The following is a 19,854-nucleotide window of genomic DNA, read 5'->3' as shown; positions in this document are numbered from 1 at the left end:
GTTCGGAAAGATCAACGCGCCAAACAATAGCAGGAGTCGTGCCTCTTGCATGTTAAAATAATTATGCCATTATGCTATATAGTCTTTAACAAGCGGTCAGGCCAGGAGAGAGCGCGATGTCGGCTCTGAAAGATTTCGCTAACCTGTCGAACAAGATCTATGTCGGCGGCAAATTCGTCACCAGCCGCGCCACCGAACGCTTCGACGTTATCGATCCTGCAACCGAAGAAGTTCTTGGCTTCATCGCGGACTGCCCCGACGACGAGATCGACGATGCCCTCGATATCGCCGAAGCGGCACGCAAAGTCTGGACCGCCATGGATGCCCGCAGCCGCGCCGTCATCCTGCACGATATCGCGTCGCTTTTGCGTAAGGATAAGCGTCCGTTCGCCGAATGCCTGACTCGCGAGGAAGGCAAACCCTTCAAGGAATCGGTGGACGAAGTATCCTGGTGCGCGACCGCAATTGACTATTATGCTGAGTTGGCGCGCCACGAAACCGGACGCCTCGCCGGTGCGACGGTCCCCGGGCAATTTCATTTCAGCGTCAAGGAACCACTCGGCACCATCGTCATCGTGCTGCCGTTCAACTATCCGCTGGTGTTGTTGTGCTGGGAAGCTGCTGCGGCCCTTGCCGCCGGCAATGCCGTCGTCGTCAAGCCACACGAACAGACGAGCCTGACGACGCTCAAGTTCATGGAAGTGTTTGCAAGCCTTCCTGCCGGCTTGATCCAGGTGATCACCGGCGGCGCGCGCGTCGGTCAACGGCTCGTCGGCAGCCCCAAGACCCACGGCGTCGCCTATACCGGCTCCGTCGCCGTCGGCCAGGCCGTAGCGCACACCTGCGCGGAAACATTCAAACCAGCCCTTATCGAAGCCTCGGGCAACGATCCTTTCATCGTCATGCCGACCGCGCCGCTTGACATGGCGGTCCGAGGTGCTGCCTTCGCGGCATACCTCAATTGCGGCCAGGTCTGCACGTCCGCGGAACGCTTCTACGTTCACGAGGATATCCATGATTCCTTCGTCGAAGGCCTCGTTGCCGAGGCGAAGAAGCTGCGGATCGGCGACGGACTGGGCGCCGTCGATCTCGGTCCGCTTGCGACGCGCAAACAGCGCGACCGCTATGAAGGCCTGATCGCACGTGCGCGTCAGCAAGGCGCCAAGGTCGCAACAGGTGGCGGCCGACCCGCAGAACTCAATCGCGGCTGGTTCGTCGAACCAACAGTCTTGACGGACGTCACGCCCGACATGGAAATCCTCAACGAAGAACCGTTCGGCCCCGTCGCCCCGATCTGTAAGGTGAAAAGCTTCGATGAAGCGATCAAGCTTGCCAACCGCTCCCGCTTCGGGCTCGGCGCCAACCTCTATTCTCTCGACATGAATGAGGCCTTCCGCGCCGTCCGCGAAATCGAATCCGGTATCCTCTGGATAAATGCGCCACTTCTCGACAATGACGCGCTGCCCTTCGGCGGCCGCAAACTTTCAGGCAGCGGCCGTCAGCTCGGGCCGGAAGGTCTGGCGCAATTCCAGAACACCAAATTCGTTATGATCGATCCCAAAGCGTCCAACCAGGACTTCTGGTGGTTCCCGTATTCGAACGCCGAGAGCTTTAAGCCCGTGTGACGAAGCGCGCCGAAGTGCTAAGACACACGGCCCGGGCTTCTTCTCAGGGACTCGATACCAAAGATGAAAGTTCTTCTCGTCGTCGCCCATCCGCGCAGCGACTCGCTCACGCATGCCGCCGCCAACGCTTTCGCCGACGCCGCCTGCAGCAATGGTCACGACATCGAAGTCGCCGATCTCATGACCGAGGGCTTCGACCCTGTTCTGCGCCAACCCGACGAACCCGACTGGTCGGATCCAAACAAGGTCTATTCGGCTGAAGTCCGCGCCGAGATGGCCCGCATCGAACGCAATGAAGCCACCGTTCTGATCTTTCCAATCTGGTGGTGGTCGATGCCGGCGCTGCTCAAAGGCTGGATCGATCGCGTCTGGAACAACGGCTGGGCCTACGGCGACAAGCAATATCCCCACAAGCGCGCCTGGATGCTCGCTATCGCAGGCAGCGGCGCCGACGCATACGCAAAGCGCGGTTACGACAAGGCGATGCATACGCAGCTCGACGTCGGCATTCTGGACTATTGCGGCATCGCAGAGACCCGGCTCGAATTTCTTTATGGTTCTATCGAAGGCGCGCCCGGCCCCGAGAACATTCTCGCCGGCGCGCGCAAGCTTGGTTCCGAATTCTGATTAGGTCACGATTTGATCCGTTCGCCTTTGGGATCGTACCAGGGCGCAAGTTGGGCGCGCGCCGGATAACGCTTCCACGCAACCTCAATTTCAAGCGGTTCGGCCGAAAGCCAATCCTGCGTGACGCCGTCGTCGTTTCGCACGTAACCCATTCCGAGAGACGCTCCGATCCGGTGTCCGTATCCGCCTGACGTGATCGAGCCGACGATCCTCCCGCCACGCCAGATCGGCTCTTCGTGATAGAGCATCGGCGCATCGGCACCTTCGAGCATCACCTGGACCAGCCTCTTCTTCAGTAGACCCCCGTCGCGTTGCTTCTGCAGCGCCTCACGGCCGATGAAGCCCTCGGGTTTGTTCCAGGCAACGGCGAATCCAAGGCCGGCTTCCAGCGGCGTGTCATCCTCGCCGATATCGTGGCCCCAGTGGCGATAGCCCTTCTCCATCCGCAGCGAGTTCATCGCGAAGTAGCCGGCGTGCTTCAAGCCGAACGATTGCCCGGCCTCCACAAGCACGTCGAAGATATGCTGCGCGAATTCGGCCTGCATCAGGATCTCGAACCCGAGCTCACCCACGAACGTCACGCGATTGACGCGCGCTTTCGCGTAGCCGATCTCGATCTCGCGGCTCGTCCCGAACGGAAAAGCCGCATTGGAAAGATCGGCGTTCGAAATGCTGCTCAGAAGCTCACGCGATTTCGGCCCCATCAAAGCCAGCATCGGCAGCCCCGATGAGATGTCGCGCGCGAACACGTGCCCATCCTTCGGCAGATGCCGCGTCAGCCACGCGAAATCGCGGATTTGCGAAGCCGCGATCGTGACCACCAGGAACGACGTCTCGGACAAGCGCGTAACGGTAACATCCGCCTCGATTCCGCCGCGCTCGTTGAGCCATTGCGTATAGACGAGTCTCCCGACCGGGACATCGACGTCATTGGCGCAAATGCGGTTGAGCGCCGCGCAGGCGTCGCGCCCGTCGACCGCAAACTTCACGAAGCAGCTGTGATCGAACAGCGTGACGGCGTCGCGCGTAGTCCGGCACTCGGCACCGGCGGCATCGAACCAGTTCTGCCGCCCATAGCTGTACTCGATCACCGGCTTCGTTCCTGGAACCCCGAAGAAGCCTGGCCGCTCGTAGCCGACAGCCTCCGTCATGAACGCGCCTTGTGCGATCAGCCGGTCATGGAATGGACTGCGACGTACGTTCCGCGCAGTTTCGAACTGGCGATAGGGCCAGTGCATATCGAACAGCAGTCCGAGCGTTTCGGTCGTCCGGTCGTACAGATACTTTTTGTTCGACTGAAACGGATGCATGCGCCGGACGTCGACGTCCGTCAGTTCAACCGGCGGCCGGCCGTCGCGGATCCACTGCGACAGTGCCTTGCCGACGCCGCCCGACGATAAAATTCCGATCGAATTGAAGCCGCAGGCGCAGAAAAGGTTTTCGACCTCCGGCGTCTCGCCCAACAGGTAGCGATCGTCCGGCGTAAAGCTTTCCGGACCGCAGAAGAACAACTGGATGCCGGCGTTCGCCAGCAGCGGCACGCGATTGATCGCGGTGTTCAAAATGGGCTCGAAGTGCTCGAAGTCTTCCGGCAATGAATCGAAGCAGAACTCGGCTGGAATGCCGTTATGTCCCCACGGCTTGGCGTTCTTCTCGAAACATCCGAGCAAGAGCTTGCCCGCATCCTCTTTGTAGTAGGCTTCTTCGTCCGTCACAAAAAGCACAGGTAAATCGCGCGGCAGATCCTGGATTTTCTCTGTGACGATGTAGAAATGTTCGGCTGCGTGCAGCGGCAGCGAAACCCCGCTCAATGCTGCGAAATCGCGCGACCACATTCCGCCCGAGATGACGACCTTATCGGCGCGGACCTCACCTTGATCCGTGATCGCCCCGACAGCGCGCCCGTTTTCGACGAGAATGCGCTCGACGCGGATATTCTCGAGAACGGTCGCGCCGGCGTTGCGCGCACCTTTCGCCATCGCGATCGTGACATCGACTGGATTGACCTGGCCGTCCTTCGGCATCCAGAGGCCGCCGACAATGCCATCGATGTTGAGTGGCGCCCAACGTTCTTTCAATTCTTCCGGACGCAGAACCTCGACCGGCAGCCCGAAGTTACGCGCCATCGACGCACCGCGCTTCAATTCTTCAAAGCGACCTTCGGTCTTGGCGACACGAAGCGCACCGTTCTGCCGGAAGCCCGTCGCCTGACCTGTCTCCGCTTCGAGATTCGAGAACAGCTCGCCCGTATATTTGGCGAGCTCCGTCATGTTGCGCGTGGCGCGAAGCTGCGTGACGAGCCCTGCCGCATGCCAGGTCGTGCCGCACGTCAATTGCTTGCGCTCGCAAAGCATCACGTCGGTGATGCCGAGCTTGGCGAGATGATAAGCGATCGACACGCCGGCGACGCCGCCGCCAACGATCAGAACTTCGACCCGATTTCGGAAAGATGACATGCGCGCCCGTCCACCACTGCTTTTCTTCTGTACGCTGATGCCATCGCATATATGAAATTATCAACTTTGAATTTCACATATGTGATCTGCATGCGAAAATATTTCGATTATTGACCGACCAATTCATTGGGGAATGCACCACGCTCGCTACGTCCCGACCCGCCTGCGAGCGAGAGCGAACCAGGCGTAAGCCAGTCCGAGGATCGTGAAGACGGATCCCGCGAGCACGAACGACGCAACCGCGATCTGCGGAGATGCGCTCGACCGAAGTGACAGCCACAGCATGACCGGAAGAGTCTGCGTTTCGCGCGTCGTCAGAAACAGCGCCATGATGAATTCATTGAGCGACGTGATGAACGCAAACAAACCCGCCGAAACGATTCCCGTCATGGCAATGGGCACGATGACGTTGAAAAATGCCCGCAGAGGCGATGCCCCCAAATCGCCCGCGGCCTCGATCAAACTCTTGTCGAGCGTTTCGAAAGTCGGCACCAGCACCGTCATCGCAAGCGGAAGCGCCCAGAGCGTGTGTGCGGCCGCAACGAGAATCTTAGAGCCGAAAAGCTCCGAACCGAACACCGTCACCGATCCAAGCCCCATCGCCACTGATATGCCGAGCACCACACCGGGCACGAACAGCGGCAGGATCATTAGCGTTTGAAGCAGCGGCCGCGCTCTCTTCCCCTGCGCGAAGGCATAAGCCGCCGGTAGCGCCAATGCCAGCGACGTGACCGTCGTCATCACCGCGATCTCGAGCGAGTTCCACGCCGCGTTGTTCCACTGCGGATCGTTGAAAAATTGTCCGAACCATCTGACCGAGAATCCTCGGATCGGAAAGCGGATCACGTTGTCGTCGCTGAACGCCATGACTGCGGTCACGCCGATGGGTATCAAGACGTAGAGCGTGAACAGACCGGCGAACACACGATGCAAATAGCGGAAAGCGCGCTCTTCAAACATGGCGGCGGCCTTTCCTGTGGCGCAGCCATTGCGTCAGTACCGCGGCCGTGGCGATGATCAAGATCAGGACGATCGCCAGAGCCGATGCCATCGGCCAATTCCGCCGCGTCAGCATCTGTAGCTGGATTTCGTAGGGAACCGTCCACAGCGAATCCGGACCGAGCGCGTTCGTGGTCGCGTAGATCCCCATCGTGAACACGAAGGCTTGCGTGAAGGCCGCTGCGATTCCGCCCTTCGCGAGCGGCAGCAGAACGGAAAAAAACGTCCTGATCGGCGAAGCGCCGAGATCGGCGCTAGCCGTCAGAAGCCCGCGATCGATACCGTTGAGAACACTCAGAATGGAAAAGAAGCAGTACGACACCGAGATATAAGACAGGCCGACGATTGCTGCGATTTCGGTTCCAAGCAGGTTGATCTTCTGCGAGCTGATGCCGATCGATACCAGCGTATAAGAGAGCAGACCGTTGTAAGGAAAGAACAGCCGCCAGCCGACGATGACCGAGACTTCCGAGATCAGCATCGGCCCGAGCGCGATGGCGAGGAAGATCAAACGCGTGCTTCCTTCGCGCAGCCAGACGAACTGAGCAAAGAAAAACGCAGCGACGACAGTTATCCCTGCCGTGACGAGAGAAATATAGACGGTCTTGCCGATTTCCGTGAGCATCGCCGGCTCGGTGAGCACGGCGATATAGTTGCGCAGCGTCCAAGCTTCCTCATAGACGGTCGGGCCCGGATGATCGTTGAAGCTCATCCGCAGCAGATAGAGCAACGGCCAACCGAATACGAAAATGAGAAAAAGCAACGCCGGCACCAGCAGCCAGGGAATGTTGGCAGTCGCTTTCGACACGCCGGTGCTGCGATCGATGACGTCGGTGCTTGCCATCACGATATCGGAAAATAGGTTGCGTCGGCGCTTCTCCAGCCGATCTTGATTGTATGGTCGAGCCCGACTTCGGGAGCTTTCGTGCTGTCGAAGAACAGCGCTCCATGTTCGGTCTCGGCATGAATGCGATAGACGCCACCGAGATATTCGATTGTCGTCACCCGCGCGATCAGCACGTTCTCGGCGCCCGCGCCGTTGACGAGGCCGAGACTGGTCGGACGGAGGAACAATCGCGCGGCCGGATCCCCTTCTTTCGGCGCGGGCAACTCAAGCGAGCAGGACTCCCCGACGAACGTGTAGACGAACTCGCTTGCGGGCCGCTCGAAGATTTCGATCGGCGTCCCAACCTGCTCGATCCTGCCCTTATTCATGACCGCGATGCGGTCCGACAGCGCCATCGCTTCACTCTGATCGTGCGTCACGAAGACCGCCGTGAAACCCAGTTCATCGTGGAGCCGATGGATCTCTGCGCGCAACTCGAGCTTGAGCTTCAGGTCGAGCGCGCTCATCGGTTCGTCGAACAGCAGAATGCTCGGCTCGACCACCATGGCGCGTGCGAGCGCCACGCGTTGCCGCTGGCCGCCCGACATTTCCGATGAATAGCGCTCGCCGAATTCCGACATGCGAACGACTTCGAGAATGCGCTTCACCCGAGGGCCGATCTCGGCCGCCGCAACGCCGCGCATCCTCAAACCGTAAGCGACATTCTCCGCAACAGTAAGGTGCGGAAACAAGGCCCCCGACTGAAAGACCGTAGCGGTATCGCGCTTGTAACTCGGCAGGCGATCGACCCTGCGTCCCATGATTTCAATGGTGCCGCTGTCCGGGCGGTCCATGCCACCGATGAGACGCAGAGTCGTCGTCTTCCCGCACCCGCTGGGCCCGAGAAGCGTTAGAAATTCTCCCTGCTCGACGACGAGATCGATCCCGTCAACAGCAGCATGGCCCCCGTAGCGTTTGACCACGTGATCCAGTCGAAGGGCGCAAACCATTCCTATCCTAGCTCTTGGACGTCTTGAGCACGGCTTGTTGGAAGCGCTCGCCCATGGCGTCGAAGTTCGGCAGCAGGCGTTCCAGGCCCGCCATCGTCATCAATTTCACGTTCTTGACCAAGTCTTCGTTGGTCGAAGGATAATTGAGCCAGAACGACGGCACCGTCACGTCTTTTCGCGACATGACAGACATCTGAACCTTGATGAAGCGATCCTGCGTTTCCTTCTCCAGAAGATAGCCGAGGAACATGTCGGCGAGCGCGTCGTGCTGCGTGCCTTTAACTTTGATGTACCAGTCGCCGTATGCAGCGGTGCCATCCTCCGGGATGCCCGTCTTGAAGTTCGGGCCGCCGTTTTGCATCAGGCCCAGCGCATCGGCCGAATAGATCTCGGCAAATGCTGCCTGTTCCTGCAGCATCAGGAACGACAGTTCCGCACCGTCTTTATAGTACTTTGCCGGACGCAATTGCTCGAGAGCTTCGAAGATCGGGTCCGATGCCTGCTTGGGCTTCCAGTCATAGAAGGCATTGAAATCCTTCTTCGCACCCCAAATCGCCGAAATCGCGATGAGCCACCAGTATGCGCCCGCGTCGAGCGCCAGCTTGCGCTCAAGATCCTTGTCCCACATCGTCGTCCAGCTCAACGGCTTGTTGGGAGCGAGCGAGGTGTTGAGCATCGGCAGCGCAAAACCCAAGCCCAGCGGGACGCCGTAATCACGCGCCGATTCAGGCCGCGCCGTCAGGAAGAAGGGCTGCAGGTCCGCAAGCTGAGGAAATTTCGAGCGATCCGACTTGGCATACAGCCCCTCGGCGAGCGCGCCCAGCGTCGTATATTCTTCCGAGACGGTGATATCGAACGGCGGCTTTCCTGGCGGCGCCGCTTTCATCTGCGCAACCATCTGATCCCAGCCGCCGACCAGCGAGACTTTGGTGCCATATTGTTCGTTGAAGGGATCCGAAATCGCCTGCTTGAAGGAATCGAGATAACCGCCCGACCAGGCGCATACCGTCAGCTCTTCGCCCTTGAACGCGTCTTTTGCATCGGCGGCCCGCGCCTTGCCGATGATGGCGGGCATCGGCAGCAACGCCGCGCCTGCTGCAACGGCACCTGCCCCAAGAATTTGGCGGCGCGTGACACTGATGCTCTTCACCTTCTCTTCCCCGTCACTCATTGATGAACTCCCAATTGGCTGGTGATGCGGACGCGAACAGTGCCGGCGTGATGCCGAACTCCAGGAACGTAGAACGTGTCAAAACTTGCTGATTCAGCGGGAAAGCGCATAAGCAGCCTTTTTACAGACAGCATTTCGCATATTCCCACGGCAGAAACCCACGATTACGCGCTATCGCGCCGCGTCCGAAACGGGGCGCGGCTCAAGCCACTCTAATCTTCGCGAAGATTTGTATGCGCTGACGCACGGCGGCGTCTCTCGCGATATTGCTCATTCTCCAAGGGAGCGGAAATCCGGATGGCACTCTGGAATGTGGGCCGACCGGCCAAACCGCCGCTAACCCAGATCCCGCCGATAATCGCCCTTGCCCGCGGGGGCTACAAACAGTCGGGTGATCCCGAGATAGACAAGCCCCGCCATCAGAGCCGACGGCAGCGAAGCGGTCGTGTATTCGTAAGGCCACCGGCTCTCGTAGGAAACCGGATTCAAGAGGTAGCAATAGGTCAAAAACCCCGCAGCCATCGCGGTGAGCGCTGCAGGATTGAACCCGCGCCAGAAGTCATACGGGCTGCCGGGGCCGTCCTGATAGATCGCGCGGATGTTCAATCTGTTCCTGCGCAGCACGAACGTATCCGCGATCTGAATTGCGCATAACGGCGCGAAAAAGACGCCGATAAAGGCCAGAAACGTTCCGAAGCTCGAAAAAAATTCTTCCGGAATGAGAACGCCGACGGCCGCAACCGGGACGATCGAGAGCAAGAGGAGCATCCGCCACGAGGCCTGCTCCAGCATCGGAACACGGCGCAGTCCTATCGCGGTCGAATAAACGCCGGCCAGCGAAGGTCCGAGATTGGCCGCCATTACGAAAAGAAGCGCGATCAGTCCATAGAGCGGACCGCCGAGCGAAACCAGCCACGCTGTCGGGTCCGGAACTTTGAGAACGAGCATCGCCGCAAGGCCGACAATGCTGAGTAGCGGCAGCGACAATCCCATTGCCAGCATCGACGGCAATACCGAGCTTGATGGCGACGGCGCTTCACGAACGATGGTGCCGAAATAGGCCCAGAAGCCGAGAAGCGAGACGATCCCGATTTCAACGCCGGCCACATAGTTCCACGCCAGGCTGCTCGACGCCATCGTCGGCTTCGCGACCGCGAGCGCACCAGCTTGACTGGTGAGGAGTTGATAGAGCATCCACAGCCCGATGCCGACGACGAAGACGAAAAGAACATTCGATGCGGCCTCAAGCCCTTTCAATCCGCGCAGCAAAACCCGATAGACGACAACGCACGTCACCGCCGCAACCAATCTTTCGATTGCAAGTGCGTGGTCGGGTTGCACGAGGCTCAAGGTGATAAGCGCTTGCGCGACGGCCTTGCCGAAAAAAACAAGCAGCAGCGCATTCCACCCGATTATTGACGTGTATTGCAGGAAGACCGTGAAGAGCCAGCCGCGATTGCCGAATTGCGGTTTCGACGCTGCGATGGAATCAATGCCGTACTTCGTCGACGCCGGAACGACGGCAAGCGTCAAAAGAAACATTCCGATCATCGACCCTGCGATCAGCGCCGAAACGCCCATCCTGAAGTCCAGATAGAAGGCGACATACTGACCGATAGGTACGACCAGTTCCCGCATGCCGTGACGAGGAGAACGACGGATAGCTGCCGACCAATCCAGGTCTTGTCACGCGGCGTCAGCGGCCAGCCGGATTCGGCGACCTGATCTTTCGCAGAACTCATTCCGCCCCCATCGGAGCCAGAGCCCCGGCATCAAATAAAAACTAGACCCTCACGATCGCGGTCGCCCCTTCGTCCCGGATCGGAGTGAGCCGCTTATAATAGAGGTCGTTGTAGATCGAGATTTCGATGCCCGCGACGCCGGGCAGCGACCGGACGTTCTGATCAATGACCTCAAGCAGCTCGCGATCGGTCTGAAAGATGAACTCGGTCAGGATATCGAAGCGCCCGGCGCAGATGACGATATAGGTCGTGTTGGCGACACGCGACAACGCATCGGCAACGTCCGTGACGCGATAGCCGGCAGCGACGTTGATCGCCACCCACGCCATGGAATTGAATTCGAGGCTCATCGGGTTGATGAGCGCGATCACGCTGACGGTGCCCGTCTCGCTCAAATGCTTGAACCTCAAGCGCACTTGGCCTTCGGAAATATCGAGCTCATCGGCGATTTGCAGAAACGGCTTGCGCCCGTCTTCGCTCAACGACCGAATGATGCGGATGTCGATCGGCTCAATTTCGCGGGGCCGGACGCCCGCCGCAATCCCCGCCTTGTTCTGAGCCGCCGCGAAATGCGCCAGCTGATAGTGAAAGCTCAGATATGGCATCGCCTCGATCGACTGAATCCCCGCGATCTTGCCGACTTCATTCTCGATCGCCCCCTGGAGCGCTGCGCGGTCGGTGCAAATCAGCTCGGCAAAAATCGAATAGCGCGAACTCGTAACGACCACGTAGTCGATCGCCGGAATTTTCTGGAGTTCGATCGCTATTTCGCTTGCAGGCCGATCCGGCCGTGTCTTCAAACCAAGAAGCGCACTGGCGCCATATCCAAGAACGGAAGGGTCGGTAACCGCAGTGATCTGCATGACGCGTTGCTCGATCAGATCGAGGACTCTCGCACGCGCCGTCTTTTCCGTAACGCCGATTTCTCGCGCGATGTGCGAGAACGGCATGCGCCCGTCAGCCTGCAGCAGGGAAACAATGCGACGATCGATATCGTCGAGCGATGCGACCAGCCGGAGATAATCCGTCGTCGCAATGTCCCCTTTCATCCGACCCTCCCCCTGTGCGCGAATAGCGGCGCACGCGCCGACAAGAAAAATTCAAACGAGATCAAAATGGCACCGTTCTTGACTCTGGGTAAAGCCACGAAATACAGTATTTGAAACGGGACATTATGCGGATCGCGGCTAGACGCATCAAGCGCGTGATGCTTCAAAATACTGGACGATGGTACCGACGTTGCGGCCGCCGACCAACTCTGTTTTTTCCGAGTTGGAAAGTTTCCGAACCATCGTCCGTATTGACGCTTGAATAAAAGTCGCGTTGCAAAGGGGAAGTTGTGGTGGAGCGTCTCGATCCCGAACTTGAAAGACGCATTCGCTGGTTTGAAAATTCACCCGACGACGATGTGGGCTTTACGCGTCAAGACTGGCTCCTGCTCATAGCTCTCGGAATTGCCTTTCCGGCCGCATTCCTGATCTGGGGATGGCCATGGTGATGCCCCGAGCGGCGCACCCAACGACCGATTTCAATTGAGCAGATCGACGATGCTGACCAACCTGCAAATCAATTCGCGGCGGCTCTGGGACACACTGATGGAAACCGCCGCGTTCGGCGGCACCGAAAAGGGTGGCATCAGGCGCTTGACGCTCACCGATGACGACAAGCGCGTCCGCGACTGGTTCCAGGCGCAATGCGAAGCGCTCGGCTGTCACGTCGCCGTCGACGAAGTCGGCAACATGTTCGCCACCCGTCGAGGACGAAACAACAGCCTTCCACCAATTGCCATGGGCTCGCATCTCGACACCCAGCCCACCGGAGGCAAATTCGATGGCGTCCTCGGCGTCCTCGCGGCACTTGAGGTCATGCGCACCCTGCACGAGCAGGACTACGAGACCAACGCGCCGATCGAGATCGTGAACTGGACGAATGAGGAAGGGTCGCGCTTTCCGCCTGCCATGTTGGCATCCGGCGTCTTCACCGGAGTATTCCCGGCCGAATACGCCTACGAGCGGACCGATCGCGACGGCATCACGTTTTTGCAGGAACTCGAGCGCATCGGGTACCGCGGTCCGATGAAGGCTGGAGATCATAAGCTCTCGGCCATGTTCGAGCTTCATATCGAGCAGGGTCCGATCCTCGAAGCCGAAAGCAAGATGATCGGCGTGGTCACCGGTGTCCAAGGCATGCGATGGTACGAGATCACCATCAAGGGTCAGGACGCGCATACCGGCGCGACGCCGATGTATCTGCGCAAGAACGCGCTGCTTGGCGCCGCCCGCATCATCGAAGCCGTCGATGCGATTGGCCAGAAACATCAGCCGGGCGTCGCGACCGTCGGCCTGATCGAGAACAAGCCCAACAGCCGCAACGTCGTTCCCGGCGAGGTCTTCCTGACCGTCGATTTGCGCCACCCCGATGAAAATGCGCTCGACGCCATGGAAGAGGAATTGCGATCAGCTCTCGCGCGCGCACTTCCCGCTCTCGAGCTGACTTACGACGATAATAAGATCTGGTCCTCTGCCGCCGTGAAGTTCGCGCCGGAATTGATCGACTGCGTTCGCACCGCTGCTGCAAAGTCGGGCTTTGCCATGCGAGACATGGTCTCGGGCGCCGGGCACGATGCCGCCTACGTCGCTCGCGTCGCCCCGACGACGATGATTTTCGTGCCCTGCGAAGGCGGGCTCAGCCACAATGAGGCTGAAGCGACGAGCCCGGACGAATGCGCAGCCGGCGCCCAGGTCCTGCTCGACGCGGTGCTGGCCTGCGATCACATGCTGACGGCCGAAACCGTGCGCTGACCCACCTCATCGCAGCTGCGAAATCGATCGCCTTTCCATCAAATTCTGCGCCCCGTCAGGGCTATCGCCGCGATAGGTTGAACCTATTGAAGTTGCGACATTTATCCAAATTTTCTATCGCCGGACGTGGCTTATATTGCGATGCGAAAGCTCGAAGCTTTCTCCGTAACCACGACCAGGACAATCCATGTCTCTCATCAATACCGCGATAAAGCCGTTCAAAGCTCAGGCCTATAAGCAGGGCAAATTCGTCGAAGTCACCGAAGCCGACATCAAAGGCAAATGGGCCATCTTCTTTTTCTATCCGGCCGATTTCACCTTCGTGTGCCCGACTGAGCTTGGCGACCTCGCCGATCACTACGCCGAACTTCAAAAACTCGGTGTCGAGGTCTTCTCCGTTTCGACAGACACGCACTTTACCCACAAGGCGTGGCACGACAGCTCCGAAACGATCGGCAAGATCAAATACGCAATGATCGGCGACCCGACCGGCACGATCACGCGCAACTTCGAAGTCATGCGCGAAGGCGAAGGCCTTGCAGATCGCGGCACCTTCGTCGTCGATCCGAAGGGTATCATCCAGGCCATGGAAGTGACCGCCGAGGGAATTGGCCGCAACGCCGCCGATCTTCTGCGCAAGGTCAAGGCCGCCCAGTACGTCGCCGCACATCCGGGCGAGGTCTGCCCGGCCAAGTGGGAAGAGGGTCAGAAGACGCTCGCTCCTTCGCTGCAGCTCGTCGGCAAAATCTAGAACAAGTTTCTCATGGCCTTCCCGCGTCAGGGAAGGCCATGCGTGCACCACCCCACTGCCGCGATCCAACGACTTCAGACAGGAAATTCCATGCTCGACGATGCACTCAAATCCCAGCTCAAGGGTTATCTCGAAAAGGTCGTTCGCCCGATCGAGATCCGCGCCGCGGTCGATGCCGGCGCCAAATCCGTCGAGATGGTGAGCCTGTTGACCGACATCGCCAATCTTTCCGACAAGATCACGCTGGTCGAAGAGGCAAGCAGCACGGAACGAACGCCATCGTTCGCACTGACAAGTCCCGGCCACGATATTTCGCTTCGCTTCGCCGGTATCCCGCTCGGCCACGAGTTCACCTCGCTCGTCCTCGCGCTGCTGCAGGTCGGGGGCCACCCGCCGCGCGTCGAGCAGGCAATCATCGATCAGATCCACGCTCTCGACGGCGACTTCAGCTTCGAGACCTATTTCTCGCTCTCGTGCCAGAATTGCCCCGACGTCGTTCAGGCCCTAAACCTGATGGCGGTGCTCAGTCCGCGCATCAAGCACGTCGCGATCGACGGCGGCGTTTTCCCGCATGAAGTCGAAGCTCGGCGGATCATGTCGGTGCCGGCGATATATTTGAACGGCGAAGTCTTCGGCCAGGGCCGCATGGACATAGAGCAAATCCTCGCCAAACTCGACACCGGTTTAGCCGACCGCGCCGCCGAAAAGATAAAGGCTGAGGCGCCGTTCGAAGTCCTCATCGTCGGCGGTGGCCCGGCGGGCGCCGCTGCCGCCGTCTACGCCGCACGCAAAGGCATCCGCACCGGCATCGCGACCGAGCGCTTCGGCGGCCAGGTGCTGGATACGGCTGCGATCGAGAATTTCATCTCGGTCCGTCATACCGAGGGCCCGGCCCTCGCCACCGCGCTCGAAGAGCACGTCAAGGAATACGGCGTCGAGATCATGAACCTGCAGCGGGCCGAGAAGCTCGTGCGCAAGGGCGAATACCTCGAAGTCGAATTGGCGAACGGCGCCGCACTCAAATCGAAATCGGTCATCCTGGCGACCGGCGCGCGCTGGCGACAGCTCGGCGTACCGGGCGAGCAGGAATATCGCAACAAGGGCGTCACCTATTGCCCGCACTGTGACGGTCCCTTGTTCAAGGGTAAACGCGTCGCCGTGATCGGCGGCGGAAATTCCGGCGTCGAGGCCGCCATCGATCTTGCCGGTATCGTCGAACACGTCACCCTTATCGAGCTGGATTTCAAACTGCGCGCCGACGAAGTCCTTCAGCGCAAGCTCCGCAGCCTCTCCAACGTCGACATCGTGACGGGCGCGAAAACATCCGAGGTCCAGGGCGACGGCCAGAAAGTCACCGCCCTCGCCTACGAAAGCCGCGCAACGTCCGAAAAGCGCGTCCTCCCGCTCGACGGCGTCTTCGTGCAAATCGGCCTGCTGCCGAACACCGAATGGCTGAGGGGAACGCTTGAATTGACGCCGCACGGCGAAATCGTCGTCAACTCGCACGGGCGCACATCGATGCCCGGTGTCTTTGCGGCCGGCGATTGTACGACGACGCCTTATAAGCAGATCGTCATCGCCCTCGGCGAAGGAGCAAAAGCCTCGCTTGCGGCCTTTGACCACCTTATCCGCATCTCGGCGCCGGACGAAAAAGAGGTCAAAGCCGCTTAATCCGACCGAGATCTGAATAGAGTATGACACTTCGCGAACTCGAATATCTTGTCGCGCTCGCGAAGTATCTGCATTTCGGACGCGCCGCCGAGGCCTGCCAAGTCAGCCAGCCGACCCTCTCGGCCCAGATCAAAAAACTTGAAGACGAACTTGGCGTCGCACTGGTCGAACGAGATTCGCGCGGCGTCATCCTGACGTCTTACGGCCACGAGGCAGCGGCCAGGGCGCGCCGGATCCTGCACGAAATTCAGGAACTCAAAGACAGCATCCAGCAGAACCAAAACCCAGAAGCCGGAACGATCCGCCTCGGGATCTTCCCGACACTTGGTCCCTACCTGCTTCCGCACGTCGTCCCCTCCATCCGCAAGCACCTGCCGGACCTCAAGCTGCTTCTGATCGAGGAAAAAAGCAGCACACTGCTGACGAAGCTTCGCGAAGGCGAAATCGACGCCGCCATTCTGGCGCTTCCGATCAACGACAGCCAATTGCGCACCGAATTCCTGTTCGAAGAGCGGTTCCTCCTCGCGGTGCCCGACGGCCATCCTTTTGCGGACCGCGCATCGATCGGCATCGGTGAACTCGTCGATCATGATTTGATGTTGCTCGAAGAGGGTCACTGCCTGCGCGATCACGCCCTTGAGGTTTGCGCCTTCTCAGGCGCTGCCGAGCGATCGGCATTCCGGGCGACGAGCCTTGAAACTCTGCGTCAGATGGTGAACGCCAAGGTCGGGATGACTTTGCTCCCCGAACTCGCGACCCTCAATCAGGGCGCGGCAGCCTCCGAAGTCCGCCTGCTGAGCTTCGCTGACTCCAACCCGAGCCGCCAGATCGCAATGTGCTGGCGGAAGAGTTCGGCGCGCGAGCAACTCTTCCTCAGTCTCGCGGCGCTGTTCAAGAACTGCGGCCGGAAAGTATTGCGCAACCGATCTCGTCCTTCCGCCGCCGAGCACCGGGCCACGCCGCGCTGAAACGGCCTCCACGGACGATATGAAATGTTCGTGATTTCCTGCAACACCCCACAGCTTTAACGTCACCGCATCCGCCCAGCCGATTTCGATATCTTGTAAGTCGGCCTAAAGTGTTTTCGGCAACTCAGCCTGGGGGAGACCTGCCAATGATTGAATGGGCAAACAGGGAGTTATCGACCCTTGAGGGTCAATTGGCGTTCTGGAAGGGCGGCGTCGCGCGTGTTTTCAACGGCCCGGCCTCCGATGACGAGATCACCGAAGCCGTTATCGCGACGCTCGAAAAGCATGTCGCCGACTGGCGAACGCTGATGAGCGAGCATAATATTCCGGTCCAGAGGCTCGTCGCCCAAGACAGTTAATCCGCAGGCGTCACAAAGGAATTTGGCAGCGTTCGAAACCCGTCGAACGCTGCGTTGTCGTTTGGCGTAAGGTATCCGGGCCTCCGCGCTCGTCCTTTTCAGACACTCGACACGCGAGAAGGGCCCGGCTTGGGGGGTAAGCCGGGCCCTGGCTACTGAAGCGGCGCGTTGTGTGGGTGAGGGACGGCGCACGCTCCCTTACAAAGCGGACCCGCCTAACGTGAGAGACCATGCCGATAGGGCCATGGATCCGCTTGGCAAAAACATGTGTGCGCCTCTCGAATTGTCGAAGCCACTCAGCCCGGCGAACTAGCTCGATGACCACGCACTAGGCTGAATGGCCTACCTCCCCTCCGATCGCTCGCGCAATCAGCGCTGCGCCCTGCATAACCTGTCAGGAGTTTAAGAAATCGGTTCTTGATATTCGCCGTGATTGGGTCTGAGGGTGCTCTTCGGCTGACGCGGAAAAAGCGAGATCCGATGCGCCGAGTTTCGTTGAAAGTCCTGATTGCAGCGGCGATCTCGGTCGTTTCGCTTTTGCTGACCATTGCGGTTTCGTATGTCATCGGCCGGGATGCCGTCACGCGTCTCGAGCAGGAAATCGGCCAATCCCTCGCCCTTCTCGCCGACGAGATGCAGGACAAGCTCGACCGCGCGATGTTCGAGCGGCTGCAATCCCTCGACAACATGGCAGCGCTCGGCCGGATCCTGCAAAAAGCCGATTCCCAAGCCTCCCTGCGGACGACCCTGCAGCGTTTTCAAGGCGCCTACTCGGATTATTCCTGGATCGGCTTTGTTGATTCCAGCGGTAAAATTCTGAGCGCCACTGGCGGCGAATACGAAGGCCGGAACGTCAAGGACCAGCGCTGGTTCCAAAAAGGTTTGCACGAAGAGTTCGTCGGCGACGTGCGCCTCCCCAATACCGGCGACACGCCGCGAATTCCGCATGAGGGCTCAGGAGCGTCGGATTTGATCGACCTCGCCGTTCCGGTGGTGGACGGCAATGAAACGATTGGTGTCCTGGGCGCCACGCTCAGTTCCGAATGGGCCGAGGAAGTTCGCGATACTCTCCTCGGCAGCATGAAGGACGCAATTCCCGCCGATGTCATCGTTCTCAATGAGGCGCATCAGGTGCTGTTCGGCCCGGACAATATCGCCGGAAAAACCTTGGATCTTCCGAGCATCCGCGCCGCCCGTCCAGGCAACGCTGACTTTGCCGTCGAGCGCTGGCCGAACGGCAAGTCCTTCGTGACGGGCTATTCGAAGAGCGACGGCTATCGCTCGTATTCGGGCCTGAATTGGATCGTCCTAGTGCGGGAGAACCAACGGCAGGCATTCGCACCCGTCCGCAGTCTGCAAAAAACCATCGTCATCTCGGGCACGATATTCGCCGCTATTGCCGCCCTTCTCGCCTGGATCCTCGCCAGCAAGCTATCTCAGCCACTGCTTCAGCTCGCCGATGTCGCCGAAAGGCTGCGCCGTGGCCAGAAGCTAGAATTCCCGCAGGTGGGCGGCTATCAGGAAGCCCGCGTCCTCTCGCAGTCGCTGCGATCTCTGGTCAAAGAGCTCGACGCCCAGCGGGCCTCGCTCGCGGCCGCAAACCAGTCGCTCGAAAGCCAGGTCCGAGAGCGCACTCAGCGGCTGGCCGAGCAAAACGTCGGGCTCGAAAAAGCCAAAGCCGCGGCAGAAAGCGCGACCGAAGCCAAGTCACGCTTCCTTGCCGCCGCCAGCCACGATCTGCGCCAGCCGTTGCACGCGTTGACATTGTTTGCGCGCGCCCTGTCACGCCGGGTCACTGGCAACGAGGCGACGACGCTGGTCGCCCAAATGGAAGAGGGCCTCAGAGGATTGAAGGGCATGTTCGATGCCCTGCTCAATGTTTCCCGCCTCGACGCCAAGCTGATCGAGCCCACGAGAACCCCGGTTTCGATCGCCGAAATCATCGAGCGCGTGTCGGTGGGCTCGCGCGTCGAAGCCGAGCAGAACGGCCTGAAATTCCTGAGCCGGTCGCGCGACTGGATCATCGAGACGGACCCGGCGCTGCTCGAAACGATCATCCGCAATCTCGTCTCGAACGCCCTGAAATTCACCAAGCACGGCGGCGTCATCCTTGCGGCTCGCTACCGCAACGGCGAACGCGTCATCGACGTCTATGACACCGGCCCGGGCTTATCCAACGATCGTCGCGAACGAATCTTCGAGGAATTCTCGCGTGCCGATCAGCGCGCCTACGGCGTCAACGACGGTCTCGGCCTCGGCCTGTCGATCGCCCGACGCTATGCCGAGCTCCTGGGCATGAAAATCCTAGTTTCGTCGTGGCCGGGATCCGGCTCCCGATTCACGATCGTCTTGCCGAAAAATGCCGTCGTCGAACGGATTGTCCACCTTCCGTCCCCTCAGGCGCCGGGAACGAATGTTTACGGCATGCGCATACTTGTTTTAGACGACGACCCATTGATCGTCTCGGCACTGACGAGAGACCTGGAAGATCGCGGCAACGTCGTCTTCGGCTACCAGCGCAACACCGATGCCGAAGCGGCATTGGATCATGGTCTTGTCATCGACGCCGCAGTCCTCGACTTTGATCTGCGCGGGACCGAAACGGGACTTGAATTCATCACGCGGATGGCGGCAAAATTGGATACCGATATTCCGAGTGTCCTGTTATCGGGTGGCACCGAGTCTGCGACCTTGGCAGTTCTTGCCAAAGCCGGGCGCCCGTGGCTAACGAAGCCTGCTGATCCCGAACTTATTGCAGCAACGCTCGGCGCGATTCTCAAAGCTCATAAAATTTCACGGAACGAACTTCGCACGGAATTCGGAGCAGAAATGAATGCCGGCTAGTCAA

At 59.6% G+C, this 19,854-nt stretch carries 15 protein-coding genes; 8 read left to right on the top strand and 7 right to left on the bottom strand.

Going from position 1 to position 19,854, the window contains the following annotated elements; all coding sequences use genetic code 11:
* Nucleotides 1–116: 116 nt before the first annotated feature.
* Nucleotides 117–1,625: an aldehyde dehydrogenase family protein gene (locus QM780_RS16070; protein WP_415071446.1), complete on the top strand. Its 1,509-nt coding sequence runs from the start codon at nucleotides 117–119 to the stop codon at nucleotides 1,623–1,625.
* 63 nt (nucleotides 1,626–1,688) lie between these two features.
* Complete coding sequence (locus QM780_RS16065) at nucleotides 1,689–2,252, top strand: NAD(P)H oxidoreductase (protein WP_415071445.1); 564 nt, start codon at nucleotides 1,689–1,691, stop codon at nucleotides 2,250–2,252.
* 5 nt (nucleotides 2,253–2,257) lie between these two features.
* On the opposite strand, the gene QM780_RS16060 is transcribed toward QM780_RS16065, so the two are convergent.
* The 7 genes from QM780_RS16060 to QM780_RS16030 form a co-directional block, all read right to left on the bottom strand.
* Nucleotides 2,258–4,708 carry a GcvT family protein gene (locus QM780_RS16060; protein WP_415071444.1) on the bottom strand — a complete coding sequence of 817 codons (2,451 nt, stop codon included), beginning with the start codon at nucleotides 4,706–4,708 and terminating at the stop codon, nucleotides 2,258–2,260.
* 147 nt (nucleotides 4,709–4,855) lie between these two features.
* On the bottom strand, nucleotides 4,856–5,668 hold the full coding sequence (locus QM780_RS16055) for an ABC transporter permease (RefSeq protein ID WP_415071443.1): 813 nt from the start codon (nucleotides 5,666–5,668) through the stop codon (nucleotides 4,856–4,858).
* Nucleotides 5,661–6,551 carry an ABC transporter permease gene (locus tag QM780_RS16050; RefSeq protein ID WP_415071442.1) on the bottom strand — a complete coding sequence of 297 codons (891 nt, stop codon included), beginning with the start codon at nucleotides 6,549–6,551 and terminating at the stop codon, nucleotides 5,661–5,663. Before QM780_RS16050 ends, QM780_RS16055 begins: the two co-directional genes overlap by 8 nt.
* A complete protein-coding gene (locus QM780_RS16045; RefSeq protein ID WP_415071441.1) occupies nucleotides 6,551–7,543 on the bottom strand; it encodes an ABC transporter ATP-binding protein in 993 nt (330 codons plus the stop codon). Before QM780_RS16045 ends, QM780_RS16050 begins: the two co-directional genes overlap by 1 nt.
* A 7-nt stretch (nucleotides 7,544–7,550) precedes the next feature.
* Nucleotides 7,551–8,714, bottom strand: coding sequence for an ABC transporter substrate-binding protein (locus tag QM780_RS16040; protein WP_415071440.1), 1,164 nt, complete (start codon nucleotides 8,712–8,714; stop codon nucleotides 7,551–7,553).
* Between the two features lie 336 nt (nucleotides 8,715–9,050).
* Nucleotides 9,051–10,352 carry a cytosine permease gene (locus QM780_RS16035; protein ID WP_415071439.1) on the bottom strand — a complete coding sequence of 434 codons (1,302 nt, stop codon included), beginning with the start codon at nucleotides 10,350–10,352 and terminating at the stop codon, nucleotides 9,051–9,053.
* A gap of 145 nt (nucleotides 10,353–10,497) precedes the next feature.
* Nucleotides 10,498–11,505 (bottom strand): Lrp/AsnC family transcriptional regulator, encoded by a 1,008-nt coding sequence (locus QM780_RS16030; RefSeq protein ID WP_415071438.1) that lies wholly within the window; start codon nucleotides 11,503–11,505, stop codon nucleotides 10,498–10,500.
* A 498-nt stretch (nucleotides 11,506–12,003) separates the two neighbouring features.
* Here QM780_RS16030 and QM780_RS16025 point away from each other — a divergent pair, with 498 nt between their 5' ends.
* The 6 genes from QM780_RS16025 (at nucleotide 12,004) to QM780_RS16000 (ending at nucleotide 19,850) form a co-directional block, all read left to right on the top strand.
* Nucleotides 12,004–13,257, top strand: coding sequence for a Zn-dependent hydrolase (locus tag QM780_RS16025; protein WP_415072066.1), 1,254 nt, complete (start codon nucleotides 12,004–12,006; stop codon nucleotides 13,255–13,257).
* Between the two features lie 187 nt (nucleotides 13,258–13,444).
* Nucleotides 13,445–14,008 (top strand): alkyl hydroperoxide reductase subunit C, encoded by a 564-nt coding sequence (ahpC, locus tag QM780_RS16020; RefSeq protein WP_415071437.1) that lies wholly within the window; start codon nucleotides 13,445–13,447, stop codon nucleotides 14,006–14,008.
* A gap of 90 nt (nucleotides 14,009–14,098) precedes the next feature.
* Nucleotides 14,099–15,679 (top strand): alkyl hydroperoxide reductase subunit F, encoded by a 1,581-nt coding sequence (gene ahpF, locus QM780_RS16015; RefSeq protein ID WP_415071436.1) that lies wholly within the window; start codon nucleotides 14,099–14,101, stop codon nucleotides 15,677–15,679.
* A 23-nt stretch (nucleotides 15,680–15,702) separates the two neighbouring features.
* Nucleotides 15,703–16,647, top strand: a complete 945-nt coding sequence (locus QM780_RS16010; protein WP_415071435.1) for a LysR substrate-binding domain-containing protein — start codon at nucleotides 15,703–15,705, stop codon at nucleotides 16,645–16,647.
* Between the two features lie 146 nt (nucleotides 16,648–16,793).
* Nucleotides 16,794–17,006, top strand: coding sequence for a hypothetical protein (locus QM780_RS16005; protein ID WP_415071434.1), 213 nt, complete (start codon nucleotides 16,794–16,796; stop codon nucleotides 17,004–17,006).
* Nucleotides 17,007–17,486: 480 nt separating this feature from the next.
* On the top strand, nucleotides 17,487–19,850 hold the full coding sequence (locus QM780_RS16000) for an ATP-binding protein (RefSeq protein ID WP_415071433.1): 2,364 nt from the start codon (nucleotides 17,487–17,489) through the stop codon (nucleotides 19,848–19,850).
* Nucleotides 19,851–19,854 lie beyond the last annotated feature (4 nt).

This window comes from Hyphomicrobium sp. (assembly GCF_047600905.1).
GTDB lineage: Bacteria > Pseudomonadota > Alphaproteobacteria > Rhizobiales > Hyphomicrobiaceae > Hyphomicrobium_B.
This window is presented reverse-complemented; position numbering and strand designations above follow the sequence as displayed.